The 26,149-nt window shown below is 48.8% G+C and carries 21 protein-coding genes; 8 read left to right on the forward strand and 13 right to left on the reverse strand.

Translation table 11 applies throughout. The features are described 5' to 3' along the window. Window positions 1–90 precede the first annotated feature (90 nt). The 3 genes from GCE9029_RS06470 to tcuA all read right to left on the reverse strand — a co-directional run bounded on the left by GCE9029_RS06470 (window position 91) and on the right by tcuA (window position 3,710). The gene (locus tag GCE9029_RS06470; RefSeq protein ID WP_062661891.1) at window positions 91–1,182 is read right to left on the reverse strand and encodes a 4-oxalomesaconate tautomerase; all 1,092 of its coding nucleotides are present in this window, start codon (window positions 1,180–1,182) and stop codon (window positions 91–93) included. 82 nt (window positions 1,183–1,264) lie between these two features. After that, window positions 1,265–2,338, reverse strand: coding sequence for a tricarballylate utilization 4Fe-4S protein TcuB (tcuB, locus tag GCE9029_RS06475; protein WP_062661893.1), 1,074 nt, complete (start codon window positions 2,336–2,338; stop codon window positions 1,265–1,267). After that, on the reverse strand, window positions 2,325–3,710 hold the full coding sequence (gene tcuA / locus GCE9029_RS06480; protein WP_062661895.1) for an FAD-dependent tricarballylate dehydrogenase TcuA: 1,386 nt from the start codon (window positions 3,708–3,710) through the stop codon (window positions 2,325–2,327). The genes tcuB and tcuA overlap by 14 nt, the downstream gene beginning before the upstream one ends. 179 nt (window positions 3,711–3,889) lie before the next feature. Between tcuA and GCE9029_RS06485 the strand changes: the two genes are divergently transcribed. Beyond that, window positions 3,890–4,831 carry a D-2-hydroxyacid dehydrogenase family protein gene (locus GCE9029_RS06485; RefSeq protein WP_062661897.1) on the forward strand — a complete coding sequence of 314 codons (942 nt, stop codon included), beginning with the start codon at window positions 3,890–3,892 and terminating at the stop codon, window positions 4,829–4,831. A 41-nt stretch (window positions 4,832–4,872) separates the two neighbouring features. Here the strand turns inward: GCE9029_RS06485 and GCE9029_RS06490 are convergent, their stop codons facing one another. Then, window positions 4,873–5,739: a LysR family transcriptional regulator gene (locus GCE9029_RS06490; protein ID WP_062661899.1), complete on the reverse strand. Its 867-nt coding sequence runs from the start codon at window positions 5,737–5,739 to the stop codon at window positions 4,873–4,875. Window positions 5,740–5,870: 131 nt separating this feature from the next. Between GCE9029_RS06490 and GCE9029_RS06495 the strand changes: the two genes are divergently transcribed. Continuing rightward, on the forward strand, window positions 5,871–6,761 hold the full coding sequence (locus tag GCE9029_RS06495; RefSeq protein ID WP_062661901.1) for a DMT family transporter: 891 nt from the start codon (window positions 5,871–5,873) through the stop codon (window positions 6,759–6,761). 52 nt (window positions 6,762–6,813) lie between these two features. Here the strand turns inward: GCE9029_RS06495 and GCE9029_RS26915 are convergent, their stop codons facing one another. The 4 genes from GCE9029_RS26915 to bfr (GCE9029_RS06515) all read right to left on the reverse strand — a co-directional run bounded on the left by GCE9029_RS26915 (window position 6,814) and on the right by bfr (GCE9029_RS06515) (window position 13,335). Then, window positions 6,814–11,319, reverse strand: coding sequence for a calcium-binding protein (locus tag GCE9029_RS26915; protein WP_062661903.1), 4,506 nt, complete (start codon window positions 11,317–11,319; stop codon window positions 6,814–6,816). Between the two features lie 306 nt (window positions 11,320–11,625). Continuing rightward, window positions 11,626–12,225, reverse strand: coding sequence for a DJ-1/PfpI family protein (locus GCE9029_RS06505; protein WP_157487778.1), 600 nt, complete (start codon window positions 12,223–12,225; stop codon window positions 11,626–11,628). Between the two features lie 163 nt (window positions 12,226–12,388). Further along, on the reverse strand, window positions 12,389–12,862 hold the full coding sequence (gene bfr, locus GCE9029_RS06510) for a bacterioferritin (RefSeq protein ID WP_062661907.1): 474 nt from the start codon (window positions 12,860–12,862) through the stop codon (window positions 12,389–12,391). 2 nt (window positions 12,863–12,864) lie between these two features. Further along, window positions 12,865–13,335 carry a bacterioferritin gene (gene bfr / locus GCE9029_RS06515; protein WP_062661909.1) on the reverse strand — a complete coding sequence of 157 codons (471 nt, stop codon included), beginning with the start codon at window positions 13,333–13,335 and terminating at the stop codon, window positions 12,865–12,867. Between the two features lie 304 nt (window positions 13,336–13,639). Between bfr (GCE9029_RS06515) and GCE9029_RS06520 the strand changes: the two genes are divergently transcribed. After that, window positions 13,640–14,338, forward strand: coding sequence for a class I SAM-dependent DNA methyltransferase (locus tag GCE9029_RS06520; RefSeq protein WP_062661911.1), 699 nt, complete (start codon window positions 13,640–13,642; stop codon window positions 14,336–14,338). 280 nt (window positions 14,339–14,618) lie between these two features. After that, window positions 14,619–15,365 carry a hypothetical protein gene (locus tag GCE9029_RS06525; protein WP_062661913.1) on the forward strand — a complete coding sequence of 249 codons (747 nt, stop codon included), beginning with the start codon at window positions 14,619–14,621 and terminating at the stop codon, window positions 15,363–15,365. A gap of 55 nt (window positions 15,366–15,420) precedes the next feature. Here GCE9029_RS06525 and GCE9029_RS06530 read toward each other — a convergent pair whose 3' ends face one another. Then, window positions 15,421–16,014 (reverse strand): TetR/AcrR family transcriptional regulator, encoded by a 594-nt coding sequence (locus tag GCE9029_RS06530; protein WP_062661916.1) that lies wholly within the window; start codon window positions 16,012–16,014, stop codon window positions 15,421–15,423. Between the two features lie 180 nt (window positions 16,015–16,194). On the opposite strand from GCE9029_RS06530, the gene GCE9029_RS06535 reads away from it, so the two are divergent. Then, entirely contained in the window at window positions 16,195–17,289 is a 1,095-nt protein-coding gene (locus GCE9029_RS06535; protein WP_062661919.1) for an efflux RND transporter periplasmic adaptor subunit, read from the forward strand. Between the two features lie 2 nt (window positions 17,290–17,291). Next, complete coding sequence (locus tag GCE9029_RS06540) at window positions 17,292–20,342, forward strand: efflux RND transporter permease subunit (protein WP_062661921.1); 3,051 nt, start codon at window positions 17,292–17,294, stop codon at window positions 20,340–20,342. A gap of 199 nt (window positions 20,343–20,541) precedes the next feature. Here GCE9029_RS06540 and GCE9029_RS06545 read toward each other — a convergent pair whose 3' ends face one another. Then, entirely contained in the window at window positions 20,542–20,994 is a 453-nt protein-coding gene (locus GCE9029_RS06545) for a hypothetical protein (RefSeq protein WP_062661923.1), read from the reverse strand. A 427-nt stretch (window positions 20,995–21,421) separates the two neighbouring features. On the opposite strand from GCE9029_RS06545, the gene GCE9029_RS06550 reads away from it, so the two are divergent. Continuing rightward, entirely contained in the window at window positions 21,422–21,997 is a 576-nt protein-coding gene (locus GCE9029_RS06550; protein ID WP_062661925.1) for a hypothetical protein, read from the forward strand. A 126-nt stretch (window positions 21,998–22,123) separates the two neighbouring features. On the opposite strand, the gene GCE9029_RS06555 is transcribed toward GCE9029_RS06550, so the two are convergent. After that, window positions 22,124–22,498 (reverse strand): hypothetical protein, encoded by a 375-nt coding sequence (locus tag GCE9029_RS06555; protein WP_062663147.1) that lies wholly within the window; start codon window positions 22,496–22,498, stop codon window positions 22,124–22,126. Between the two features lie 90 nt (window positions 22,499–22,588). On the opposite strand from GCE9029_RS06555, the gene GCE9029_RS06560 reads away from it, so the two are divergent. Continuing rightward, window positions 22,589–22,975 carry a hypothetical protein gene (locus GCE9029_RS06560; protein ID WP_062661927.1) on the forward strand — a complete coding sequence of 129 codons (387 nt, stop codon included), beginning with the start codon at window positions 22,589–22,591 and terminating at the stop codon, window positions 22,973–22,975. A 64-nt stretch (window positions 22,976–23,039) separates the two neighbouring features. Here GCE9029_RS06560 and GCE9029_RS06565 read toward each other — a convergent pair whose 3' ends face one another. Together GCE9029_RS06565 and prpF are read right to left on the reverse strand one after the other, a co-directional pair. Next, window positions 23,040–24,917: a propionyl-CoA synthetase gene (locus GCE9029_RS06565; RefSeq protein WP_062661929.1), complete on the reverse strand. Its 1,878-nt coding sequence runs from the start codon at window positions 24,915–24,917 to the stop codon at window positions 23,040–23,042. A 32-nt stretch (window positions 24,918–24,949) separates the two neighbouring features. Beyond that, window positions 24,950–26,146, reverse strand: a complete 1,197-nt coding sequence (prpF, locus tag GCE9029_RS06570) for a 2-methylaconitate cis-trans isomerase PrpF (protein WP_062661931.1) — start codon at window positions 26,144–26,146, stop codon at window positions 24,950–24,952. Window positions 26,147–26,149 lie beyond the last annotated feature (3 nt).

A 26,149-nucleotide genomic window follows, 5' to 3' on the forward strand; every position in this document is an offset into this window, starting at 1 on the left:
CTTGGGAACCGCCTCATTAACCAAGTTAATCAGCGAACCTGTCATCAACCTGTCAATGTTAATTTCTTGTTAAATTACAGGATTTGATCACTATTTGTCCGCTGTCCACACCGTGTCAGGAATATAGATTTCACCGCGGAATATCCTGCGCGCGGTGCGAATGACACCAGCTTTATGCACCTTGTAGGTTTCACCGTCGGCCTCAATATCCAACACGATTTCTATTTGTCCGCTGGGATGTTCAATGGTGATTTTTTCAGAGAGCTGGCTGTGGGGTTTGGCGATATCATTAGCGACGGTACCGGGAATACGGGTTGCCACACTTACACAAATAGCGCCCGTTGCTGCATGGCTGGCATGACAGGTATCCGGCACAAAGTAACGTGAAGTGATAGAACCGCCTTTACGTGGCTGAGAAAGCACCCCTACCTTGGGAATCACCATGCCACTCACATCACCTAAGCCCATAGCCGCGCCTGCCTGAAGGCGAATGCTTTCAATTCTTGAGAGAAGATCCGTATTGCTATCAAGTACTTCTTTGGGCTCTGCGCCATCAATACCCAGCTCGTCAGCAGGAATCAACACCATGGGCATTGCCGCATCGACGCAACTAACGGTAACGCCATCGAATGAATCTTTGATATTGCCTGTAGGAAAGAGACGTCCGGTTTTGGTGCCTGCCACGTCGAGAAATTTGAGGACGACTGGTGCTGCTGTGCCTTCGACGCCATCAATACGGGTTTCGCCGTCGTATTGAACAAAACCTTCTGGTGTCTGAACTGTTGCTTCGATAAAGGAATTAGTATTTAGATTTCGCACCCGGACAACGGTTTCTCCGTCCTGTGCCTTAATCAAACCGGATTCAATCGAAAAAGGCCCCACACCCGCGAGAATGTTGCCGCAAGATGGCGCGATATCGACTGACATATCCTCGATTGAGACCTGAATAAATAAGTAGTCGATATCCGCATCTGGATGGTCAGAAACAGAAATAATGGCCGCCTTACTCGTCAACGACGTTGCTCCGCCAATACCATCAATCTGTTTCCCGGTGGAGGAGCCCATAGCTGCAAGAAGGATTTTTTCTTGGGTTTCCCAATCACGGGGAAGATGGTTACTGAGAAAGTACGGACCCCGTGATGTCCCGCCTCGCATAATGGTACATGGAATTGCTGTTTGCATAACGACACCGAATTGATGTTAATACCTTGTTATGAAAACTTATTGAGCGAAGCTGTCACTGACCTGTCATCACAAGGCTAACTCACCTTTGTTCATTCCTTATCAGCGCAGCGAGACGATAAAAGCCGTGCGCCATTTTCGAATAAGGTGTTAGCAGAAACAGAGTCAACACAGTCGCGAGATGGAACGCCAGTAGGAAAGGCAAAAATACCGTGCCGCCCAGCAGCCAGAGCAACAAACCTGAGGTGCTGACTAGAAACAGTAAGGCGACAAATGCCATCTCCCCACCCCAGACTCGCTGGTCTGAAAGATTCCTGTCTGCTTTGGCTTTCAACGCCATCAATCCGAGCGTGCCAACCGACAACAGAATCCCCCCTGACACACCAAATAACTTGGGTAAGGATGCCATGCTGTAGGGCGCTGGTAGATTCAGCAAATAGTGCATTAAGGTCGCTACGCTGGTCGCAGCAAAACAAAGCAGAAACCCCCACATGGTGGCCTGATGGAAATGCCGTCTGGCGTGAGAAAAACGATCTTCATCTTCAAAGTTACAACCATCACCATGACCGCCGTCGAGGTGCTTCATTTTCCCCGCAGCCACCAAGGCTTGCTTCACCTGTCGCCATTCTATGTTCTTTCCATCCACCGCGCGCCAATATCGACGCAAACTGATCACTAAGGTCAAAAGCGGCAAGATAAATGCGGGAAGGAAAACGGCCACCAGCCAATTATGCGGAAGTAAATCGTAGAAAGTGTTACCCGGCCCGCTACCTTGAACACTGAATAAGAAAAACGTCAGCGCGAGGATAGATAACAACGCAATCGCCACACCATTCTTATCAAAACGTCCTGCAAAAGCGGCAGGAAAGGCATATTTGTTCCAAGAGTCCTGTCTTACCTCTGCCAATGCTTTTGGCAGGTTTAAGGCAAATTCATGTGGCGCTGTGTATTGGCAAGCGTAATAGCATCCGCGGCAGTTATGGCAAAGGTTAGAAAGCTGCTCAATATCTCCTTCACTAAAATTCCGAAGCTCATGTACAGCAGGAAAGACGGCGCAGTATCCTTCGCAATAACGACACGCGTTGCAGATCTCCAGTTGGCGCCTGGCTTCATCTATTGAGTTGATGATTTGAATTCCTGAATTAGCGCTTTGCATATTTCGCAGCCTCCCTGCCAGCGATTCTCCCAAACACTGTCCCAATGGACATACCAAAACCGGCCAAATAGCCCTGACCCAAAATCGACCCCGCCATGGTTTCACCGGCAGCCCAAAGGTTTTCTATCACCCCTTCTTTTCCTTGAACTTGCGCGTTTTCATCCACTTTCAAGCCGAGATAAGTAAAGGTCACACCTGTCTTTAGGCTGTAACCATAAAACGGCGGTGTATCTATCGGTCTTGCCCAGTTGGTTTTTGGCGGCGCGAGGTTTTGCGTGGAAAGACCGTCAAGCTCTGTGGGATGGAATTGACCCGCCTGGCAAGCGGCGTTAAACGTATCAACGGTTGAAGTGAGCGCGGTTGGATCCAGTCCCATTTTTTCCGCTAACTCTTCCAGAGAATCCGCTTTAATCGGTGGGAAAACAGAGGGCATGAAGAGGTTGATAGACTTGGCGTCAATGATGACATAACCCACCTGATCAGGCTGATCTGCGACCAGTCTTCCCCATATTGCATAGCGCTTCGGCCAAACATCCTCACCTTCGTCGTAGAAGCGCTCGCCGTGTTTGTTCACGACAACAGAAAAAGGAACACAGTCGAGCCGGGTCACGATGCCACCATCATATTGGGGGGAACGGCCATCTATCGCGACGGCATGACATTGTGTTGGATCGCCAACCGATTCTGCGCCTTGGTCTAGCAAGCTTTTAAGCACAACACCCCGGTTGTAAGGCGTACCGCGAATCAGGAAATTGCGGGCTGAGGGGCCCCAAGCATCAGTTAACCAATCAATATCTGCCTGAAAACCGCCCGACGCGACGACAACGCATTTCGGCGTCAGCGTATGTTGCTGCCCTTGATGATTCACTATCACCGTGGACGCTTTGTTATCTTGCAGAGTGACGCCAGTGACTGGTGCATCGTAAAAGATATCTACACCCAGATTTTCAGCAGTGCGGTAGTAGGCGTTCACCAAAGATTTACCGCCGCCCATAAAAAAGGCATTGGTGCGGGAAAGGGAAAGTGTACCGGACAATGAAGGCTGGAAACGCACGCCATGTGCTTGCATCCATGAATAGCTTTCCTGCGTGTTGCTGATCACCAGTTTTGCCAGCTTCTCGTCGGTTTTACCTTTGGTGACCTTCATCAGATCATCGAAAAACTCTTCTTCGCTGTAGCTGTCAGTCAGCACATTCATGGGCTCGCTGTGCATGCAACGAAAATTACGGGTATGTCGGGAATTTCCGCCCCGATAAGCTCGGGGTGCACTCTCCAAAATTACCACGCTCACTCCTGCTTCCGCCGCTGTCATGGCGGCACATAGCGCAGCATTACCACCACCTATCACGACGATGTCATACTCTTTTTGCATCTTGACTCCATCTGACACTTTCCTTGTTGTTTTCAGGCTACTAACCGAAACTGTCACAACCCTGTCGTGTAAAAGCGGAATTATCGCTAACCGAATTTCGGGTAACTTTAAAAAGCAAAGACAGCTGTTTGACAGCAAACGTTATTAGGTTGGAAGAAAAAGCTGGCGGAGGATAGTCCATGAAAATTGCGATACTCGATGACTACCAGAATGTGGTGAAAGATCTCGATGGCTATTCCATTATTAAGGGATACGATGTGCGCGTTCTGACAAAAACGTATTCCGAAGAAGCCCTTATCGAACAGCTTGCAGACGTTGAGGCTCTTGTGTTGATTCGGGAACGCACAGAAATCACCGAAGCTCTGCTTACCGCGCTTCCTAACCTAAAAGTCATCAGCCAGACTGGAAAAATCAGTAACCACATCGACCCAGAGCTTTGTGCAAAGTATGGTGTGGAGATCCTCGAAGGCGTGGGCTCCCCCATAGCCCCGTCTGAGCTTTGTTGGACTTTGATCATGGCGGCTTCACGCCGTGTACTTCCTTATGCCATCACTTTGAAAGCAGGTATTTGGCAGCAATCAGGTTCGCTGGGGTTTGGCCGCCGCTTAGACGGCTTAACACTTGGGATCTGGGGTTATGGGAAAATCGGGCGACGCATTGCTCAATATGCTGAGGCCTTCAACATGAACGTTGTCGTTTGGGGAAGTGAGTTTTCGAGAACTCAGGCACAAGAAGATGGATTTGACGCTACGGACACCAAAGCATCATTCTTTCAACAATCCGATATTGTTAGCCTGCATTTGCGTTTGAATGAAGCGACACGCTACTGCGTCACCCAAGAAGATCTAGACCAAATGAAACCGGACTCGCTGTTCGTGAATATCAGCCGTGCTGAGTTGGTAGAGCCCAACGCGCTTTATCATTCTTTGGTGGCGACGCCATCTAAATCCGCAGCTCTGGATGTCTTCGAGAATGAGCCTGCCAGTTTGGACCGCGAACCTTTGCTTTCCCTCCCAAATGTGCTCGCAACACCACATTTGGGGTATGTCGAGAAAAACAGCTACGAACTCTATTTTAGCGCGGCGTTTGAAAACCTCGTTAATTGGGCGGGCAAGAATTAGACTCTGATAAACGTTGGTTTAGAGATTATGGTCAACAATCCCTACGAGGTTCCGTCAGCAATTGCACTGACTATCCAGTCTTTAAATTTCTTCACGTCATGGTAATCGGATTTCGTCTTGGGGTTTAGGAGGTAGAAGCCTTTGTCTGACTGAATACTCAACGTCCGGAATACGGAGAGTTCCCCATGGCGAATATACCTTTCGATAAGTAATCGTGAAGAGATACAAAAACCCTCTCCAGCCAACGCCGTATCAATGGCCATGCCGGTCTGATTCATTGTCATTAGATTACCGGTGATAAAAGATGGTTCTGCTTGCGAGAGGCGCTTCCAGTTGTAATGGCCATCGTCAATCTGGTCATAGCCGCGAAAATCCCAGTTATTCGGAAGTTGGCCCTTTTTGTCGACATAAGAAGGCGCATAGGCGATGACAAGATCAGCCTGGGTCAATTGAACAACCTCTAATTGGGAATCAAATGGCGGACTTGCCTGACGAATCGCGATATCGACACCATCGTTGCCGAAGTTAGCGATTTCATCGGTAGCAATAATATACAGCTCTACCGAAGGATTCATTGCGCGAAATTCCGGCAGTTTCGGGACGAGCCACTTATTGCCAAATGATGGCGGTACGCTGACAGTAAGGATATTTTTATCACTCTGGATGTCACTAACAGCACGCTGCAACATACCCAGCGCCGCTGAAACGTCTTTGTATAGACGTTTGCCTTTTTCCGTCAGACTTACCCCCCGGGAATGGCGTTCGAAAAGCTGACACCCTAATTCAGACTCCAGCTTTCTGATTCTCTGCGCAGCTGCACTCGGAGAGACAAAAAGCTCGTCAGACGCTTTTCGAATGTTGCCGTGGCGAGCCACAGATTCAAATATCGCTAGAGCGTTAACGTTCAATATCGTGCCATCTATTTTGTGTGAAGATTAACTTCACACTAGCACAAGAAAAACGCGCTTGTCGGTTCCACAGCTATCGATTACTTTCTCGTCCTATAAACGTTTCACATTGAATAAAGTAGAGGCTGTGTATGCCCTCATTTGCGGTTTCTATCTTTCTGTTATTGGGTCTTATCTGGGGCAGTAACTTCATTTTCATGAAGTGGGCGGCAGAGTTCATCACACCCGATCAGGTAGCCTTTCTCCGAGTGTTGTTTGGCTTCATTCCTTTATTTGTCTATACCTTATTGACACGAAAGCTCAGCTTCTCTCATCTGCGTCATTGGCCTCACTTTGTCGTGATGTCTTTGCTGGCTACAGCGGTTTACTACTATATGTTTGCAGAAGGCACGGCGTTATTGCCTTCCAGTATTGCTGGGATGTTAAGCGGTGCCATTCCTCTTTTTACCTTTGTGACTGCCGCCATTTTCCTGCGCAGCGAACCCATTAACCGCCTTTCACTGGCAGGGACAATATTGGGTTTCTGTGGCATGCTGATGATTGCCCAACCATGGAACACAGGCACCGGCTCCGTAGATCCTATTGGCGTGATATACATGATTGCTGGCGCATTGAGTGTGGGTGTTTCATTTGTCTATGCGAAAAAGTTTGTATCGCCACTGGGCATCCCAGCTGTTGCGCTTGCCACTTACCAGATTGGATTTGCAACGCTGTTTCTTGCTTTCATTACTCACTGGCAAGGGATGACAAATGTACTCAGTGACACGCGAGCGAGTCTTGGCTTAATCGTCGGTCTAGGCATCCTCGGTACAGGCGTGGCTTACATGATGTATTACTACATTGTTGAGCAGTTGGGTGCTATCACTGCTTCCGGCTCGACGTATATTCCTCCTGTTGTCGCGCTGATCATCGGTGCGGTATTTGTCGGGGAAGAAGTCTCTGTGTTGGAAATTGCTGCAATGCTGATCATTCTCGTTGGTGTTTGGATGATACAAAAAGCAAAACGGGTTCAAGCAAAATAAACAAAAACGCCCGGGAAAATTCTCTCCCGGGCGCTTGATTTCAGAAATTGGTTTAGAAGGATTGTGTAATTAGCTTACTCTCTTCGATCATGGAGTTAATGACATCCTGACCGGATGCGTTGCTATCCAAACCGAAGGCATTAACCATGTCTTCAATCGACGTTGATCCAAACACCACTTGCTGGTCAACTGCATCGCCTTCTGTGGCTATTGACAGTACCGCTTCGCCTTCGTCGTTCTCTTCCAGCGCAACAAGGTAGCTGCCAAGGTCTTCATCACTAACCTCACCCAACACGTCTGCAAAATCCAACACATCCAGTTCAGGCTCATAATCATGGATCGTATCGACTGTTCCAACAGCCGCATCACCTTGCAGGAAGATGAAGGTGTCTGAGCCTTCACCGCCGTACATGTCATCCGAGCCTGCTCCGCCTGCGATCAGATCGTTGCCTAAACCTCCATCAATGATATCGTTGCCGGCATATCCGTAAATGTCGTTGTTTACATCATCACCGTTCAGGTTGTCGTCCAATTCTGAGCCTTCGATAACTTCCATCAGGTTTCCGAGCGGGATATCGACATCTTCACCTGCATTGATATCCAGAGACATGTCTGCTGTATCACCAAAGTCATTTTCCAACTTCAGTTCAAAGTGTTCGATCTCTTCGCCCAATGAAGCATCAGACGCCAGTTGGTAAACGTATTCACCTTCGGCGTGGCGATCGTCGTCCGAGCCATAAATGGTGAGTTCACCGCGTTCAGTCTGAACAACCAAGGTACCTTCGGGAACTTCATAGACTGCGCCATCAATCTCGACGGTCTTCATGTTCCAGTGGCCGGAGGTTTCCGCCTCAGCCAGCAGGTTACCTGACACCAGGAAGTTACCCGCTGATTGCTCAACAATGCCTTCTTGGCTGAAGGTCGGCGCGCCGTCGTTATTGAGTAATGCTGAGAAATCTTCTTCACTGACAAACTCGAAGTTATCTTCCGAGAGATTTTGCAGCAGAGTGTCTTCCAGCGTCAGGGTTTTGCTGCCCATAGTGATAACCACATCAACCCCGACCTGTGCCATCGCAAGTGCGCCGAATGACAGCACATTCGTTGAGCGCGAAATCACGACTTTGTCATCACGGGTGCTGAAGTCTACGACAGTGTCATTACCTTTGCCGTCATAAGCGACGATATTGTTGCCGCTTCCAAGTTCCAGGCTGTTATCACCGCCACCGCCGTATACGATATCGCTACCGCTGCTACCAGAGAGCGTATCGTTACCCCAACCGCCGAGCATGATGTCATCATCACCGCCGCCGTTCAGGGTGTCGTCGCCGCTGCCACCGACCAGCACATCAGCACCTGAGCCACCATAGAGGGTGTCATTGCCATTATCGCCCCAGACAATGTCGTCGCCATTGCTGCCATAAAGGGTGTCGTTACCTAAGCCGCCTTTGACGAAGTCATTCCCTTCACCGCCGTATGCCAAGTCGTCGCCATCGCCACCTTGGATGTTGTCGTTGCCATCATCACCCCAGATGGAGTCGTTGCCGTCACCACCTGAGAGTGAGTCGTTACCGATACCGCTTTTCAGAATGTCGTTGCCGTCACCGCCATTGAGTACGTCGTCACCCTCCGCACCGTACAGCTCGTCATCTCCATCACCGCCGTTAATGACATCGTCACCGGTACCGGCTTGCAGGATATCTGAGCCCTCGCCACCGTTTAAGGTGTCATCGCCTTCGTCGCCGTACATGACATCATCGCCAACACCGCCATTCAGGACATCGTCGCCGATGCCTGCGATGAGTTCATCGTTACCGTCGCCACCGTTTAGCGTATCGTTACCGTCTTCCCCCATGAGGATGTCAGCACCAAGGCCGCCGTTCAGGACATCATTACCAATGCCGCCTCGTAAGGTATCATCACCCTCGCCGCCATTGAGCACATCATCGCCGTCGTCGCCTTTGACATAGTCGTTGCCATCGCCACCGTTGACGATATCGTTGCCATCGCCGCCGTAAAGCTTGTCAGCGCCCACATCACCGTTCAGTACATCAGCGCCGGTGCCGCCATAAAGGCTGTCATCTCCTGAACCTCCGTTGACCACGTCATCGCCCGACCCGCCGTAGGCAAGATCGTTTCCGTTTCCTGCATGTAGGGTATCGTTACCGCTGTCGCCGCGGAGCGTGTCATCGCCTAAGCCGCCATAGAGCTTATCGTTATCAGAACCACCATAGAGCGTATCCGCGCCTCTTCCACCGTATAAGGTGTCTTCACCAGAGTCGCCTTTCAGGACATCACTGCCTCTACCGCCTTTAAGTGTATCGTTGTCTTTGCCGCCGTTTAGCTCATCATTTCCTCTGCCGCCGTGCAGTAAGTCTGCTCCATCGCCACCATTTAAGACGTCGCTACCTCTGCCGCCGTTTAGGGTGTCATCGCCCAAACCACCGTTGAGTACATCGGCACCTTTACCCCCAAGCAGTGAATCTTCACCAGCCCCGCCATTGAGAGTGTCAGCACCTCTGCCACCATTCAAGACGTCGTTTCCGTCTCCACCGTTAAGCGTGTCTTGTCCTCGACCGCCGAACAAGGTGTCATCACCAACGCCTCCTTCGAGGATGTCAGCGCCTCTACCGCCTTTAAGCACATCGTCTCCGGTGCCACCATCCAATATATCGGCACCTTTACCGCCGTGGAGCGTGTCATCACCAGACTCGCCGTACAATTCATCTTTTCCGTTACCGCCATAGAGGGTGTCGGCATTACCTGTAAAGGTGACGGTTTCTCCGTCAATCTCTACCGTTTCATATACTTGGGCCAGAGAAATGTTGTCGATCAGCGCACCGTATCCATCTGGTTGGCCTTCGCCAGAGAATGATACTTTGATATTTTCCGTCCCTTCAGGAAGTAAGAGAAGGCTGCTAAAAGATTCGTAGGCTTGGTTGGACTGGTCATTATCGAAGTACTGATAGTAAAGAACCTCACCATCCTGGTCGGTAACTGTTACTGAGAATGGGCTGGTTGTCGTGTTGCCGCCTTTGTACCTGTTAGCGTGATCAAAGCTCACTTCAAGCGCAGCATCTGACTGTGCAGCCAGCGCCGACACATCTAACTGCTGGAACACAGTAACGTTAGAGCGCGTATCTAACTCCATTACCGTATTAGTTACATCATTAGCAGGGCCGCCGCCAAAGCCACCTTGCTGGAATTCAACTTTTACGCCACCCTCGCTTTCCCAGCCTGGAACCTGTTCATCGTCGACGAGATTCCACATTCTTCTGGCATCATCACCGTACGATTCGAATCCACCGTTCAGAATTAGGTTTGGCCCACGTGTCGCGCCATCACCATCATCGCCGTAGAGTACATCAGCGCCTTGGTTACCGCGAAGCACGTCATTACCCATGCCGCCTTTTAATTCATCATTGCCTTTGGCACCAGAGAGCGTGTCGTCCCCGGCGTCGCCTTTCACGTAGTCATTGCCACGACCGCCATTAACGACGTCGTCACCATCACCACCAAACAGACGGTCTGCGCCGCGATTTCCGTTTAGAACATCATCTCCGCTAGCACCATAAAGTTCATCTGCGCCTTTGCCACCGAAGAGTTGATCATCACCCTTGCCACCTTGCAGCAAGTCTGCACCTTGGTTTCCTTTCAGGACATCATCGCCATCACCGCCCCAAATTGCGTCGTTACCACGACCACCAGAGAGCTCGTCATTTCCCGTACCGCCCTGAATTTCATCCGCACCACGGCCGCCATTGATAACGTCGTTGCCGCTACCGCCGCTTAAGAAGTCCTCGCCCTTGCCGCCATATATAACGTCGTCACCTTCATTACCATAAACCTCATCGTCACCCTTTCCAGCGCGAATGGTGTCGTTGTCGGTTGTCTCAACAACTTGTGTCTGGGTAACTTCAATTTTAAACGTGACATCGTCGTAGTCTCTGTCACCTAAGTTCCAGAGGTCTTCCCAACCAGAGGTTTCGCCGTCAAAGCGTTCGTGGTCTTGATCGTTATTATTGAGAGGAGCTTCTGTGAGATACACCCCGACAGTGACGTTATCTTGTGTCACCGTAGGGCTGTCATTAGATAAATCGAGTGTGACGTCACCAACGTCAAATCCGCGGCTGTCGCCATTTGGGATAAGGAACATCCCAAGTTTGGTAGCATTCTCTGGTGCGATAATCTCGAGAGTAGCTGTATCGGCATCTTTGGCGTTATCAATCAATACTGAAGACTGAATGACCATGCCATTGTCATCGACAATGTAATAGCCAATGCTGTTTTTGAAACCTGCCCCAGAGACGATGTCAGACAAGGTGACCTTGAGCGCAGTCTCGGCTTGAATGTTGTAGATAGTACTGTCTGCACCGCCGTCTATCGTTGAAGTGACTGTAGAAGACCCTGTCGCTCTTTCGGTACCGTTACCGAAAATAACATCATCGCCTTTGCCGCCAGTGATAGTGTCATCGCCGAGAGCACCATTGATTGTGTCCGCAGAATTCGTCCCGTTTAAAATATCATTTCCATCTGTCTCAAAGAAATTAGATTCGGACATAATAACCCCTCGTGAAAAACAACTACCACTTGGGAAAAACTAGAAACAAAAACCCAATGACTCAAATGTGAAAATTGCGTCTCAATTTGAGAACTCCGACCTAATGAGAGAGCGATAAGTAACAAGAGGCATATAATTTTGTTTTTTCAATGTTTTTTCTCAAACAACGAAAGCAGCCTTATTTAACAAAACGTTATGCGATAAAAACCTTTTTATTTTGGGAATGAGCGCGACGCTTACTTTCTATACAAATCTTCGCAAACACTATACATATTTGGTTAAAAAGCATGACGTAAGAGTGAGCACTTAAATACCGCGAATTTTGTTTAGCGTGTGGTCAATTCTTATCTCCATTTCATCCTTGGGAATAGATAAGGCCAACATCTTACGAGTGGCGTTAATGTCCAATAAATTCAGAGCCATCCAAGATGCAAGATACTCTGCGGCCAGACATCCTCCGGCAGTGGCAATGTTGCCCGTGGAGGAAAATGATGAAGAGGAGAAAGAAAGCCCGGTAGCACCCGCCAGAGATTCTGTCTTTAAATCTGTCGAAATGGAAACATCGCTTCCAATTATTCCCTTAGCAACAAGCAGTAAAACACCCGAGCATTGTGCACTTATATATTGGCGCTCGGGATCAAGTTGAAATGATGAAATAAAAGTTGAATTTTCAGCGTATTGATTCGAAAGCTTACCGCTCCCAAATATCACACCGTCATATTCTTCTAGCCTTTCTAACTTTGGATTAGCTTGAATGCACAAACCATTCATTGAAATGACATTTGAATGCGTTGAAACAATTTCCGCAACCAAACCAAGATTGTTAAGTCGGTTCAGCATCGTAAAAGCGATCATCGAATCCATTTCGTTAAAGCCATCCAACGTGACGATAGCAACTTTTTTCAAAATGTCTTCCTCTCCAGCTATTTGACTTATGACGACTAATGATTTTGTACTGACAAGCCTAAGATGAAAAGCTGCCCAAGCCTTTCTTTTCGAATACTGTTTAACCTTGGACAACAAAAAAGGCCGCTATTGATAGCGGCCTTGGATTTCAGTCGGTGTCGGCTTATTTGCCCATTTTCGACTGAATGTAGTTTTGCAGACCAATCATATTGATCAAGCGAAGTTGCTTCTCCAGCCAGTACATGTGGTCTGACTCAGTATCATCAAGAAGCTTCAACAGGATTTCACGGGTCTGGTAGTCCTGCTTCTCTTCACACAGCGCAATCACGGTACGTAGCTCTGCAGCCACCATGTACTCGTATTTCAGATCGTTCTGCATCATCTCTTCAACATCAGCACCGATCAGCAGCTTTTCACGAGACTGAACATCCGGCGTGCCTTCCAGGAAAAGGATGCGGTTGATCAGAATGGATGCATGCTCACGCTCGTCTTCAGACTCGTGATTGATGCGCTCGTAAAGCTCATCCATACCCCAGTCTTCATACATGCGGGCGTGAACGAAATATTGATCCATCGCAGACAGTTCATTTGTCAGCAAGCGGTTCAGACCATCAATAATTTCTTGATTACCTTTCATGATTATTTCTCCATTTTCGCTTGCAGATAATTTTGTAGACCCGTTAGGCCAATCAGTTCAAGTTGAGACTCGATCCAGTCCAGATGTTCTTCTTCATCTTCAAGGATGTCATTCAACAACTCACGCGTTACATAGTCTTGCTTCTCTTCACAGATGGCGATCGCTTCTTTCAGTTGCACCAACTGTTCTTCCAGCATCACTTTGTCGCATTCGATCATTTCCTGAACTTCCTCGCCAATGCGAAGACGTTCAAGGTGCTGTAGGTTTGGCAGGCCTTCCAAAAACAAAATACGCTCGATCAGCTTATCGGCGTGCTTCATGTCTTGAATAGATTTCTTGTATTCGGCTTTATTGAGCGCTTCTAAACCCCAATTACCCAGCATTCTTGCATGGAGGAAGTACTGGTTAATTGCTGTGAGCTCAGAGGTGAGAATCTTATTCAGCTCAACGACAACGTCTAGATGACCTTTCATCGTGATGATCCTTTTATAACGCTGGTAATCCCAAAAGATGTGCCACATCCTAAGTGAAATCGAGGTGAACAACAACCAGAAAAACTCTTAATTTTCATAACATTAGTCAATGATAACCATTCCCATTTTTATTCACTTTTAGGTTACCGATTCGTAATAATCCTTATACATCGCATGGCTTTACCGGCAAGTGTATGGAAAATCTGACCTTATTCGGTTTATGCCCGTAAAGACAGTTTGTCTTTCCTCTGTTATCCCTCCAAAATACCGGGGTTTCCCCTCCGTTTGTATTCAGAGAAATTTCATGAAATCCGACATGTATTCAAAATTTGCCCAGCAATATGACGAAGCAGTTAAAGGCAATATCTACAACGCTTTGTTTGAACGCCCGAACCTGCAAGCCATGCTTGGCGACATCGAAGGAAAGAATGTCTTGGATTTAGGTTGTGGTTCCGGTGTGTACGCGGATTACTTCTTGAACGAAGGTGCTATGTCAGTCACGTGCCTCGACTTCTCTGCTGAGATGGTCAACATAGTGAAGAACAAGTTTGATCAACGCGTTTTGGCGTATGTTCAGGACCTATCAGAAGGCTTACCTAAAGAAGTTGACGGGCAATACGATGTCATTGTGTGTCCATTGGTGATTCACTATCTGAAAGACCTCACCACCCTATTCAACGACGTCCACCGCGTTTTGAAACCAGGCGGATACATGGCGTTTTCAACCCACCATCCGTTTGCAGACTTTGAGTGTTCCACATCGGGTAACTACTTCGATACCGAGTTGGTGCAAGAAGAATGGAATACCGTCGGCACACCGGTTCAAGTGACCTTCTACCGCCGGCCACTGGTTGAAATCACGAATGCAGTCACCAATGCCGGGCTGTCTATCACTCAGATTTCAGAGGGTCAGGCTTCAGAAGCCATTAAACAAGCCTGTCAGCAAACCTACGAGCGCTTAAGCAAGAATCCTAATTTCATTTTCATCAAGTGTCAGAAATAGACTTGTACTCAACGGCTTTGGACAAGCTCCACAGTCGTTTTCCCTCCGAATACTGATTCTCAAAACACCAACAACATTCAGGTGACGATATAGGCTTAATAAGCATCTAAATATATTTCCGATAGTCGTTTTAGCATGCCCAACAGTTTTTAAGACTAAGCTTAACCACCGTCTCATGTTCAATCCAAATTCATCCACTTACCTACTTTAGAGTGTTGCGCAATAACAATCAGACATGGATTAAATGTCGACCAAACGTTGTAACTAAGAAGGAGTTTTTATGACGTCTATTTTGGCTAACTTCACCCACAAGCTGGCTTTACAGTGGAAAAAAGTCACCTGTATTCTCACCTTAGCGCTCGTTTTATCTGGTTGTGGCTCTACATCTGCCTCCAAGCCTGATAACTATGCAGAAATTGATTCCATCCTTTCAGCCATGCCTGCTTATGTCGCCATTAAGAAACAAGATCCCGCTGCGTATGAACGGATCGCAAGCACTATGTCTGGCTTAAAACCTGACAGATCAAACTACAACCAGCTTCTCGCCGAAACATCGGAAGAGCTTTACGCCTTTATCGAACCTCGCCTCGCGCACGCTTCTGATGAGGCTCTGACCGAATACATGGAACTTCAGGTAGATAAAATGGAAGTGCTGAAAGCAAAAGGTGATGGGCTTTGTTACCAGTTTTTAGTTCAAGATCCAAATGGCCCGGTCGTTAGCCATCGTAACTTCTCTAGGGATTTGGTAAAGCGCGATATGGAAACACTGAAAGAGGTTATCGAAACGTCTGAAACGAAACGCCCAATAGCAGATTTCGAAAACGTGCTGCCAAGCATCGAAATCATCTTTTTTACATTGGAGCAAAAGTATGGAGATGACGTTGAGATGTTAGATAACCTTGAGCTGGCATCCCAGAAGAAAGAAGTCTATTGCGACATGCTAATCGACATGTACGACGAGCTGTTTGCCCTTCCATCTCAAGACTCTATCGACACGCTTCGCTGGCTGATGAGCGAAGAAGAGTAAATCCTTAAGTGAGGTATTGGGATCGCGAGCTCAATACCTCTTCTTTCCCATTTAACTAAGCGCCACAACTCCCCACCACCACGCTCACCACATGCTCAATCTTCTCATCCAAATCTTCCCCTTCAGGAATTGGCTGCATATCGAATACTTGGGGCCATACGAACATGCCGTTAAACAGGCTTGAGTAGGTTTGAGTCATCAGTTCCAGTTTGATGGCTTTGATTTTCCCGGCCTTCTGCGCTTCATCAAACCAATGGTTCAGCGATTTATTGTTGTAGATTTTTGAAATGATCTGTCTTGCCATATCGGGCTGACGCAAGAACTCCATCAAGATGGTTCGGGTGAAAGGAATCCCATACGTGCCATAAAGGTTTTCAACCTCATTTCGCGTCATTGTGGTGAGCTGATCACTCAGGCTTTTGTCGGCGTCGAATTCATATCTCAGGCTTTCATCAATCGAAGACTGAATGATGGTCAGCACAGACTCGAAAAGCACTTCCTTGCTTTCAAAATGACGGTACAGCGTGCGCTTTGATACTTCTGCTGTTGTGCAGACACGGTCCATATTCGCAGCCGCAAATCCATGCTGGATAAACTCTTCTTTGGCTGCAGTGATGATCGCCAGGCGCTTTTGCTCTGAGCGTGTCATGGGCTCTCTCCTTTTCTCAACGCGACAAATCTACCAAGTTGAAATCAAAAAGTACACTTTTGAGTTTACCTCAATACAAAACACGCTTAAGATAAACTCAAGAGTTTACTTTTGGTTTTAACACCAAATTGTCTGATAAGACCGGCTTTGCAGGCCGGTCTCTTTGTGGAGTGGAACTAAATGGTCATCAACACGTTCGGCAAACCGTCATTCAAGCGCGGCGCGATTGCCACTTTGATCATCTCTTCTTTTCTTCTGGCAGGATGTGGCGAGAGAGCGGTTGAACAAGTCACCGCGCCTGTCATCCAGCCTGCCCTGACTGAGATCGTCGATACACAACAAGCCGCGGATCTCAGCTTTAACGGTGTGGTGCGCGCAGCTGAACGCGCAGACATGGCCTTCCGCATGGGTGGCCGCCTGACCAACATCTTCGTCAATGAAGGTGATGAAGTAACAAAAGGCCAATTACTGGCAACGCTGGATTCTCGCGATGCCAAAACAGCCTTGGAATCAGCAAAACTTGAATTGAGAAACACCACGCTGGAATACGAGCGTGCACTGGCGATTTATAAGAAAAGCCAGGCGATCTCCAAAGCTGATTTAGATGCGATTACCACACGCTTTGATCTGGCAAAGAACCGTGTTGCTGAAGCAAAGCGCCAGCTGGAATACACCGAACTTCACGCACCGTTTGATGGCATTGTTGGCCGCAAAATGATGGATAACCACATTCAGGTTCAAGCCAATGAACCTGTGCTGACGGTGCATGATCTCAACGACTTGGAAGTGGTGATTAACATTCCTCATCAAGTCATGTTGTCTGGTGGTAACCGCACTAAAGCCATCGCAGAGATTTCTTCGATTCCGGGGCAAGCGTTCCCGCTGACACTGCGCACTTTTGCTACACAGGCAGATTCAGTCTCCCAGACCTATGCCGTCGTACTCGGGCTTGAGCAGGTGAATGGCTTCCGCGTTTTGCCGGGCATGGCCGTGAAAGTCATACCAGACACAAATGCTGTTACTGACGAAAACACCCTCATCACCCTGCCGCTGACCGCTGTGGTTCCTGATAACCAAGGCAAGCAGTTCGTCTGGGTAGTCGGTGAAGAAAACAAAGCTGAAAAACGTTATGTGGACGTGGGCGCGCTGATCAAAGACCGAATTGTCGTGAAACAGAACTTGGCTCTTGGCGAGCGTGTCATCATCGCAGGAGTTTCCAGCGTGAGAGAAGGCATGGAAGTGCGCCCTTACACTGACGAACGTACTGGAGCATAACAATGGATATCGCACGTTATACCATTGCCAAACGCACCAGTGTTTGGGTGCTGATTGCCCTCACCCTTATTGGCGGCTACATCAGCTACCTCAAACTCGGTCGTTTTGAAGATCCGGAGTTTGTTATCCGTCAGGCGGTCATCGTCACCCCATATTCCGGTGCAACAGCACAGGAAGTCTCTGACGAAGTGACCGATGTGATCGAAGGCGCGGTGCAATCGCTCCAGGAACTCAAAGAGGTGAAATCCGTCTCCATGCAAGGCATGTCTGAGGTGACGGTTGAAATCAAACTCGAGTTCGCCAAAAGTAGTGCCGCCCTCCAACAGGTATGGGACAAACTACGCCGCAAGGTATCAGACGCCCAAAGACAACTGCCTCCAGGAGCAGGCCCGTCGATTGTTAACGACGATTTTGCAGATGTGTACGCCCTGTTCTTTGCCGTGACCGGAGAAGGATTCAGCGATAAGCAGCTGCAGGACTATGTCGATACCCTTCGCCGTGAAATCGTGCTGGTACCGGGCGTGGCAAAAACCGCGACCTTGGCGGAGCAGCAGGAAACCATCTTCGTCGAGATCTCCAGCGAACGTCTCGCGGAATTTGGCGTGTCTGCAGAGAAAGTCTTTCAGGTACTGCAAAAGCAAAATTTGGTGACGGTTGCGGGTAGCATTGAAACCCAAGCGATGCGTATTCCGGTGATCCCAAGTTCCAGCATTGATTCCGTTGCCGACCTGAAAAACCTGCAAGTTGCGGTTGGTGATAACAACACCGTGCTGCGTCTGGGCGATATCGCCAATATCGTGCGAGGTTACAAAGAACCTTCCACCATGCTGATGCGATACAACGGCGAGCGCGCAATTGGCTTTGGTATCTCGAATGTCACCGGCGGTAATGTCGTGGATATGGGTGACGCAGTCAAAGCACGTCTGGAAGAACTGGAAAGCCAGCGTCCGCTCGGCATGGAACTGAATGTTATCTCCATGCAGTCAGATTCGGTGCGTGATTCTGTCGCCAACTTTATCGACAACCTGATTGCTGCGGTTGCCATCGTATTTGTGGTACTGCTGCTGTTTATGGGCGTCCGCTCTGGTGTGATTATCGGCTTTGTCTTGCTGCTGACTGTCGCAGGCACGCTCTGCATCATGCTGATTGAAGATATCGCCATGCAGCGTATTTCGCTGGGTGCGCTGATCATCGCGCTTGGCATGTTGGTGGATAACGCCATCGTGGTAACCGACGGTATTCTGGTGCGATTGCAGCAAGAACCGGATGCAGACCGAAAGGTTGTGGTTTCAGACGTGGTCAACGCCACAAAATGGCCTCTGCTTGGCGGTACTGTCGTCGGTATCTGTGCATTCAGTGCGATTGGTTTGTCGCCATCAGACATGGGCGAATACGCAGGCTCCCTGTTCTGGGTGATCCTGTATTCCATGTTCCTGAGCTGGGTGTTTGCAGTTACCGTCACACCAATGCTGTGCCATGACTTTCTCAAAGTGAAGCCGGTAAAAGCCGATAAGAAACCGGGTCGTATGGTGACAGGTTACAAAGCCTTACTGACTTGGGTGTTGAAACGCCGCATCATCAGTTGTGCCCTGCTGTTCGGCACAATGGCAGCAGCGATTTGGGGTGTTCAGTTCGTTCCACCGGGCTTTATGCCGGAATCTCAACGCCCTCAGTTCGTGGTTGATGTGTACTTGCCGCAAGGCTCAGACATCAAGCGCACCGAGGCAGTAGTCGCAGACATTGAGAAAGACGTGAAAGCCAAAGAAGGCATTACCAATATCACCAGCTTCATTGGTGGTGGTGGCCTTCGTTTTATGCTGACGTACGCGCCGGAAGCACGTAACCCAAGCTATGGCCAATTGCTGATTGATATCGACGATTACACCAAAATCGCCCCGCTTCTCGGCGAACTGCAAAGCGAACTGGATGCGAAATATCCTGACGCGTCAATCAAAGTGTGGAAATTCATGCTGGGACGTGGCGGCGGTAAGAAAATCGAAGCTGGCTTTAAAGGCCCTGACAGCACGGTGCTTCGCCAGCTAGCAGAACAAGCGAAAGCTATCATGTTGGCCGACGATAACCTGATTGCGGTGCAAGACGATTGGCGTCAGCAAGTGCCCGTACTTCGCCCTGTTTATTCTTCCGAAGAAGCGCAGCGATTTGGCCTGACTACGCAGGAAATTAACCAGGCGATTGCCCAAACCCTGACGGGGCGTAACGTGGGTGTTTACCGCGAAGGCGATGACTTGATCCCGATTGTAGTGCGCGCGCCTGAAAGCGAACGCAACCACCAGCGTGCGATTGAAAACACCGAGGTATTCAGCCCAGCAGCAGGCTCATTTATTCCTGTCAGCCAGTTGGTGGATTCTGTCGACGTGGTGTATCAGGATGCGATTCTTCGCCGAATCGATCGCCTACCAACCATTCTGGTTCAGGCAGACCCTGTACCGGGCGTGCTGACTGTCGATGCGTTCAATGATGTCCGCAACAAGATTGAAGCCATTGAACTGCCATCGGGATACGAGCTCAAGTGGTACGGAGAATACAAAGCCTCGAAAGATGCCAACGAAGGTCTGGTGATTTCTGCGCCTTACGGTTTTGCAGCCATGATTTTGGCGGTTGTTTTCATGTTCAACGCCCTGCGCCAACCACTGGTGATTTGGCTGACTGCCCCACTGGCAGTGGTAGGTGTGACGGTCGGATTGATTGTGTTCCAGACTCCGTTTGAGTTTATGGCAATCCTCGGCTTCCTGAGCCTGATTGGTATGATGGTGAAAAACGCCATTGTGCTGGTTGATCAGGCAGACGTGGAAATCCGAGATGGTAAAGCACCCTACTTTGCGATTATCGACGCCGCTCTCAGCCGCGCCCGTCCGGTATTGCTTGGCGCATTCACCACCATACTGGGTGTTGCCCCGCTCTTGATTGACCCCTTCTTCAAGAGCATGGCAGTGACCATCATGTTTGGTCTGCTGTTCGCGACCATCCTGACATTGGTAGTGATACCGTTGTTCTATGCGATTTTCTTTAGGGTGAAGGTGGAGGAGGTTTAAGCAAGTTGAAAGGAAATACGAAGGGAGCCGAGTGGGCTCCTTTGTTGTTTTTGGGCCTTTACCACCTCAAATGGTATTTCGGGTCTTTAAACAACTACAGGCTTCACTGGTTTACTTATCGCTTACCTAAACTATGTGTCGTCATAAGTATATATTTATGAGTATGCACCATCAGTAAATGGCTACAGTCACGCTATTGTTATTCTTTCAACGACTCTAGGTGCAAATATTGCCCGCAGACAACATTGGAAACGAGTTTTTGAACGGCTGCGTCATCATCACCAATTAGCCTACCCAAACCGTTGATAGCTTTTACATATAACACTGAGTCATCTAACGTAATGAAATAAGCAGATTTCACATCTGGTTCTTCTGGGTGTTTTGCGTAAAGCTTGTTCAAACACATATCGAGATCTATCAACGCCGCCATCAGAGATTCAGCCTCAGGTCTGCGCAGCTTCACTTCGCCTCGATGAACTTGCAGCAATTTCGTCCAAGTTTCTCCCGCTGAATAGCCAACCTCCCTCAGAGATGCAAGCAACACCTGTTGCTCTAGAAACGTCTCGAAACTATCCATTTTACTTTCAGCTACGGTACAAACGCTGACCAAACTCAACAATACCGATACACAGTACTTACTTGTTTTTTTCAAATAGAATCCATAGCCTAAGAAAATATGACAAATGACATGCCCTGATCATAAGGAATTACCGCACTTAGTCGTCTCATCAATCCCAAAGAGAGCTATGCCGTTTGGCATTAATTTGACCAATCGACTTTTCTCCCTGCACGCAGTTGATGAACGAGAAAAGGTGGTTCTTAAACAATTAATATTACTTTTTAAGTATCTGACTATATTAGCAAATATTTTAATCATACTTACAGACATTGAGCCGTGTACTGAAGCGCATTATTGGTGAAAAGAGAACTTCGTATGAAGGGAGGATCACAGGCCATGGCAATCTCAACAGCTTCCATCCCTATTCCCGATAAAAGTAGACTTATCAGTCTGAACACGTATGATCTCGGGTAATGTTTAATAGAAGCAAACTAAATGTTTGTTTATAAAAGATTTAATTATGGTCAGAGAAGCAACACTTACTCCATACAGTAGATGGGCCAAGCCTTTGGTGTCAGAAGTGGCCGAAGTGATCAACCTATTAAAAGACAGCGGCTACGATTCCAATCAATTGGTTAGCGTAACAGGCATCCAGCAAAAGAATATTAATGCATGGACGGCGCGTTATAAGAACGAACCTGACAATGTTTCAACCATCCCTTACCCGTGCTGGTGCTTCTTGTGCGCGCTCGCCGGCAAGCCGAATATCCAAAGTGCCGGTGAAGTGATTGAGGTTAACGTAAGAAGAGTGCTTTCTTATTTTAAACCGACGGCTTTCAGGCCTAATGACAAGTTTGTGTGCCCCACCAGTGAGCAGTTCAGCAATTTGATTGATAACGACAATTACGAAGCGCTGACCACCGAAAAGCTGTCAGAAGTGTTTAACTGGAATGCCAATAACTTTGCGCGCGGCATTGATAATGGCTCATTACCGTTCCTGAACTGGAGCCTGATCGTCATGAGCATGGGCATCGATATTCAAAAGATGATCCTGAAAGAGCTGCAAGGTCCAGTATCACTCGACGAATGTGATTGAGCCTCGCCAACGATTTAATCACCGCAAAAACAAAAAGGCGCTATCAAACCCTCGTTTGATAGCGCCTTTTTCTTTAGAGCTTCATAAGCCCAGCAATCACATTTGGCTTAACGCCGGGGTTCGCGCTTAGTCAATGTCGCAGTCAGTACAGCTTTGCAGTGCGACTTCATGTTCAAACACGGCTTTATCACTGCCGTCAGCAAGAAGCTCTGCGATTTCATCCTGAACTTCTTGCTTATCTTCCGCTTTAACTTGATTCGCGAGTTCTTCTTCTGAATAGCCGAAGAAGTTCAACAGCAGGTAATCGCGCGCTTCTTCTTTTGTGCAAGTCACGTTCACTGAAAGATCAGGTTCAACCTTGCCTTGCGCAACAATCGCTGCGATTTGGGCGACAACATCGTCTTTCATCGCAGCGGTTAACCAACCAAGATCAGTACTTACTGTGGTGTTTTTGCAGTTAAAACAAGGCAGTTGGTGAAAGTAATATTGAAAATCAGTCATGGTCATTTTTCTTCCCGTGTTTTGTCGCGAGATTATGAGCATTTTCTGGCAAAATACTAGCTGTATACCCCAATTAACAAGGCCAACCCAATGTCTAATGTCGTTCAGTTTCCTCAGTTCGGTGGTAATAAGAAGGCTAAAAATTCCCCATCAGCCAATTCACCAAGTCCGAAGGAATTAAGGGAACAGGCGGCATTGAAACAAGAGAATCAATGCTACTTCTGCGGTACGCGTAAAGAATCCAAGGACTTGCACTGGCTTAATCAGATTGGCTTTAAGCCTAAGACCCATGTTGTCTGCGGTACGTGCAGCTCTGAGGCAAAATCACATTCGATGGATGAACTGCGGATCATCCTTGCGCTGAAGGCAATGGACTTCAGAACCATTAAAATGAAGCAGTACCTTGAGTTAAGAGAGAAAGGCGTTCGGATAGACGGTGTCAGTGATTACAAGTTCCACTTTGAAACACTTGAGTGATGATGACCATGAGCCAAAAGGGAGCCAACTGGCTCCCTTCCCTGTTCCAAATAACCAACCATTCCTACCGCTGCAACACCCTTTCAATCTCATTCAGGCTGGATGGGTCATCAATCGTTGAAGGCACCACATATTGCTCGCCATCGGCGATTTGGCGCATGGTTCTGCGCAAAATTTTACCGGAACGTGTTTTTGGCAATCTGTCGACAACCAAGGCCAACTTGAAGCAAGCCACTGCGCCGATTTCTTCCCGTACTTTGGCGACAAGCTCTCCAGCCAATTGGTCTGAAGCTATGTCGACGCCGTCTTTCAGCACCACAAAGCCGACGGGAAGCTGCCCTTTTAGCTCGTCGTGAATACCGATGACCGCACATTCAGCCACGGCGGGATGTGCACCGACAATCTCTTCCATTTCTCCGGTTGAGAGACGATGCCCGGCCACGTTTATCACGTCATCGATACGCCCCATGATAAAGAGATAGCCTTCTTCATCTAAGTAACCGCCATCACCAGACACATAGTAGCCGGGGAATTGGCTGAGGTAGCCCGTCTCGAAGCGGTCGTGATTGCGCCATACCGTCGGCAAACAGCTCGGCGGCAACGGACGTTTTAGAGCCACATAACCTTGCTGGTTAGCTTTGAGGCTATTACCCAATGCATCGAGTACTTCGACTTGATATCCCGGTGTTGGCTTGGTCGATGAACCTGCTTTCACTGGCATCACCTCAATACCCATTGGGTCACAGGCAATCGCCCAACCCGTCTCTGTTTGCCACCAATGGTCAATCACAGGTTTTCCAGTTTTTTCGACGACCCAATCATAGGTCGGAGGGTCGAGCCTTTCGCCAGCCATAAAGATGGATTTCAGCGAGCTTAAATCGTACTCATTGACGTAGTTTCCTTCCGGATCTTCTTTCTTGATGGCGCGGAAAGCCGTCGGTGCGGAGAAAAGAACATTCACCCCATAGTCTTGGCATACCCGCCAAAAGGCACCTGGGTCTGGTGTTCGAACCGGCTTACCTTCGAACAAGATAGTGGTGCAGCCATGGATAAGCGGCGCATACACAATATAGGAATGCCCCACTACCCAGCCGACATCAGAAGCAGCCCAGAACACGCCATCTTGCGGCATGTCGTACACAGCTTTCATGGAGTATTTCATGGCGACAGCGTGACCGCCGTTATCACGCACTACGCCTTTGGGTTTGCCCGTGGTACCTGAGGTATAAAGGATATAAAGCGGATCGGTGGCGAGCACAGGCACACAATCATGGGGCTGCGCCGCTTCATAGGCGGTTTGCCAATCCACATCGCGTTCTTGGTCTAATGTTGCAGCACTCTCTGGACGTTGCAGCACCACCACTTTTTCAGGCTTCCAGCGGCTATCCATGATGGCTTTATCAACCAGTGGTTTATACGGAATCACTTTGCTGACTTCGATGCCGCATGAGGCCGTCATCAGCACTTTTGGCTCGGCATCTTCAATGCGAACCGCCAGTTCGTTAGGTGCAAATCCACCAAACACCACAGAGTGAATCACGCCTAATCTTGCGCAGGCCAACATTGCCATCGCGGCTTCCGGCACCATCGGCATGTATATCACTACGCGGTCGCCTTTCTCAACCCCCATTCCGGCGAGCATACCTGCGATTTTTGCCACTTGGTCACGCAGTTCAAAGTAGCTATAGGCTTGTCTTTTCGCAGTGACTGGAGAGTCGTAGATCAGCGCGGTTTTATCGCCACGCCCGTTTTCGCAATGGTAATCCAAGGCCAGCCAGGCTGTGTTCATCACACCATCTGGAAACCAACGCTCAATGCCATTTTCGTCGTTGGCCAGGATGGTTTTCGGCTTTTCGAACCAGTCCAATTGTTCTGCTTGATCACGCCAGAAGGCTTCTGGCTCGGTTTGTGCTTTCAAGTATTCCTGTTGATAGCCAGACATATTGATTCCTCCAAAATGTCTTTCTGAGCACGTTAGCTTTCGCCGTGCTCGTTCGCTTCTAGAACGCTGGAAGGCACATGAACGCGTCCCTCCATCAAAATGCGGGCACTACGGCTCATGATTGCCTTTTCAACCCACCAGCCTTCGGGCTTGAGATGTGCCTTCGCACCGACTTTCAAAGTGCCGGAGGGGTGACCAAACACCACGTTTTCCCTTTCTCCACCGCCAGCCGCTAAGTTGACGATAGTGCCCGGCACACAGGCTGCTGCGGCGATGGCCACGGCTGCTGTTCCCATCATGGCGTGGTGCAATTTGCCCATCGACAAGGCTCGAACCAGCACATCGATTTCGGACTCTTCCACCCTTTTCCCGCTAGAGCTCAGGTAGCTTTCGGGCGGGGAAACGAACGCAATCTTCGGTGTGTGCTGACGGGTTTGGGCATCTTCCACGGTTTGGTTTAAACCCATTTGAATGGCGCCATAAGCGCGGATTTTTTCAAACCGCTCCAGTGCTTCTGCATCATTATTGATGTCGTCTTGGAGCTCTGTGCCTTCATAGCCAAGCTCAGATGCATCAAGGAAAATGGTCGGGATGCCTGCATTGATAAATGAAGCGCGGAACGAGCCGATTTCCGGCACTTCCAGCGTGTCAATTAGGTTGCCCGTCGGAAACAACGAACCCGGCGCACCCGCAGGGTAAAGAAACTCCACTGGCACTTCGGCGGCGGGAAAGGTCACGCCATCGAGTTCGAAATCGCCAGACTCTTCCACTTCACCATCGCGCATTGGCACGTCAACCACCAAGGTTTTGCCGATGTTGGATTGCCAGATACGCACCGAGATAACACCGTTATCGACCATGCGTTCTTTGGCAATCAATCCAGCGTGCACCGCGAATGGCCCGACCGCTGCAGAAAGGTTGCCGCAGTTGCCACTCCAATCGACGAAGGGTTTATCAATCGCGACCTGACCAAACAGGTAATCAACATCGTGGTCGTCGCGAGTACTTTTAGACATAATCACGGTTTTGCTGGTGCTGGACGTCGCGCCGCCCATGCCGTCAATCTGTTTGCTGTAGGGATCAGGGCTGCCAATCACCCGCATCAAAATGGCATCTCGCACCGCACCTGGCGATTGCGCTTCAACCGGCAAATCTGCCAGCCTGAAGAAGACGCCCTTGCTGGTGCCACCTCGCATGTAGGTGGCGGGAATTTTTAAATTCTTACTCATGCT

The organism is Grimontia celer (genome assembly GCF_900055185.1).
Classification (GTDB): Bacteria; Pseudomonadota; Gammaproteobacteria; order Enterobacterales; family Vibrionaceae; genus Enterovibrio; species Enterovibrio celer.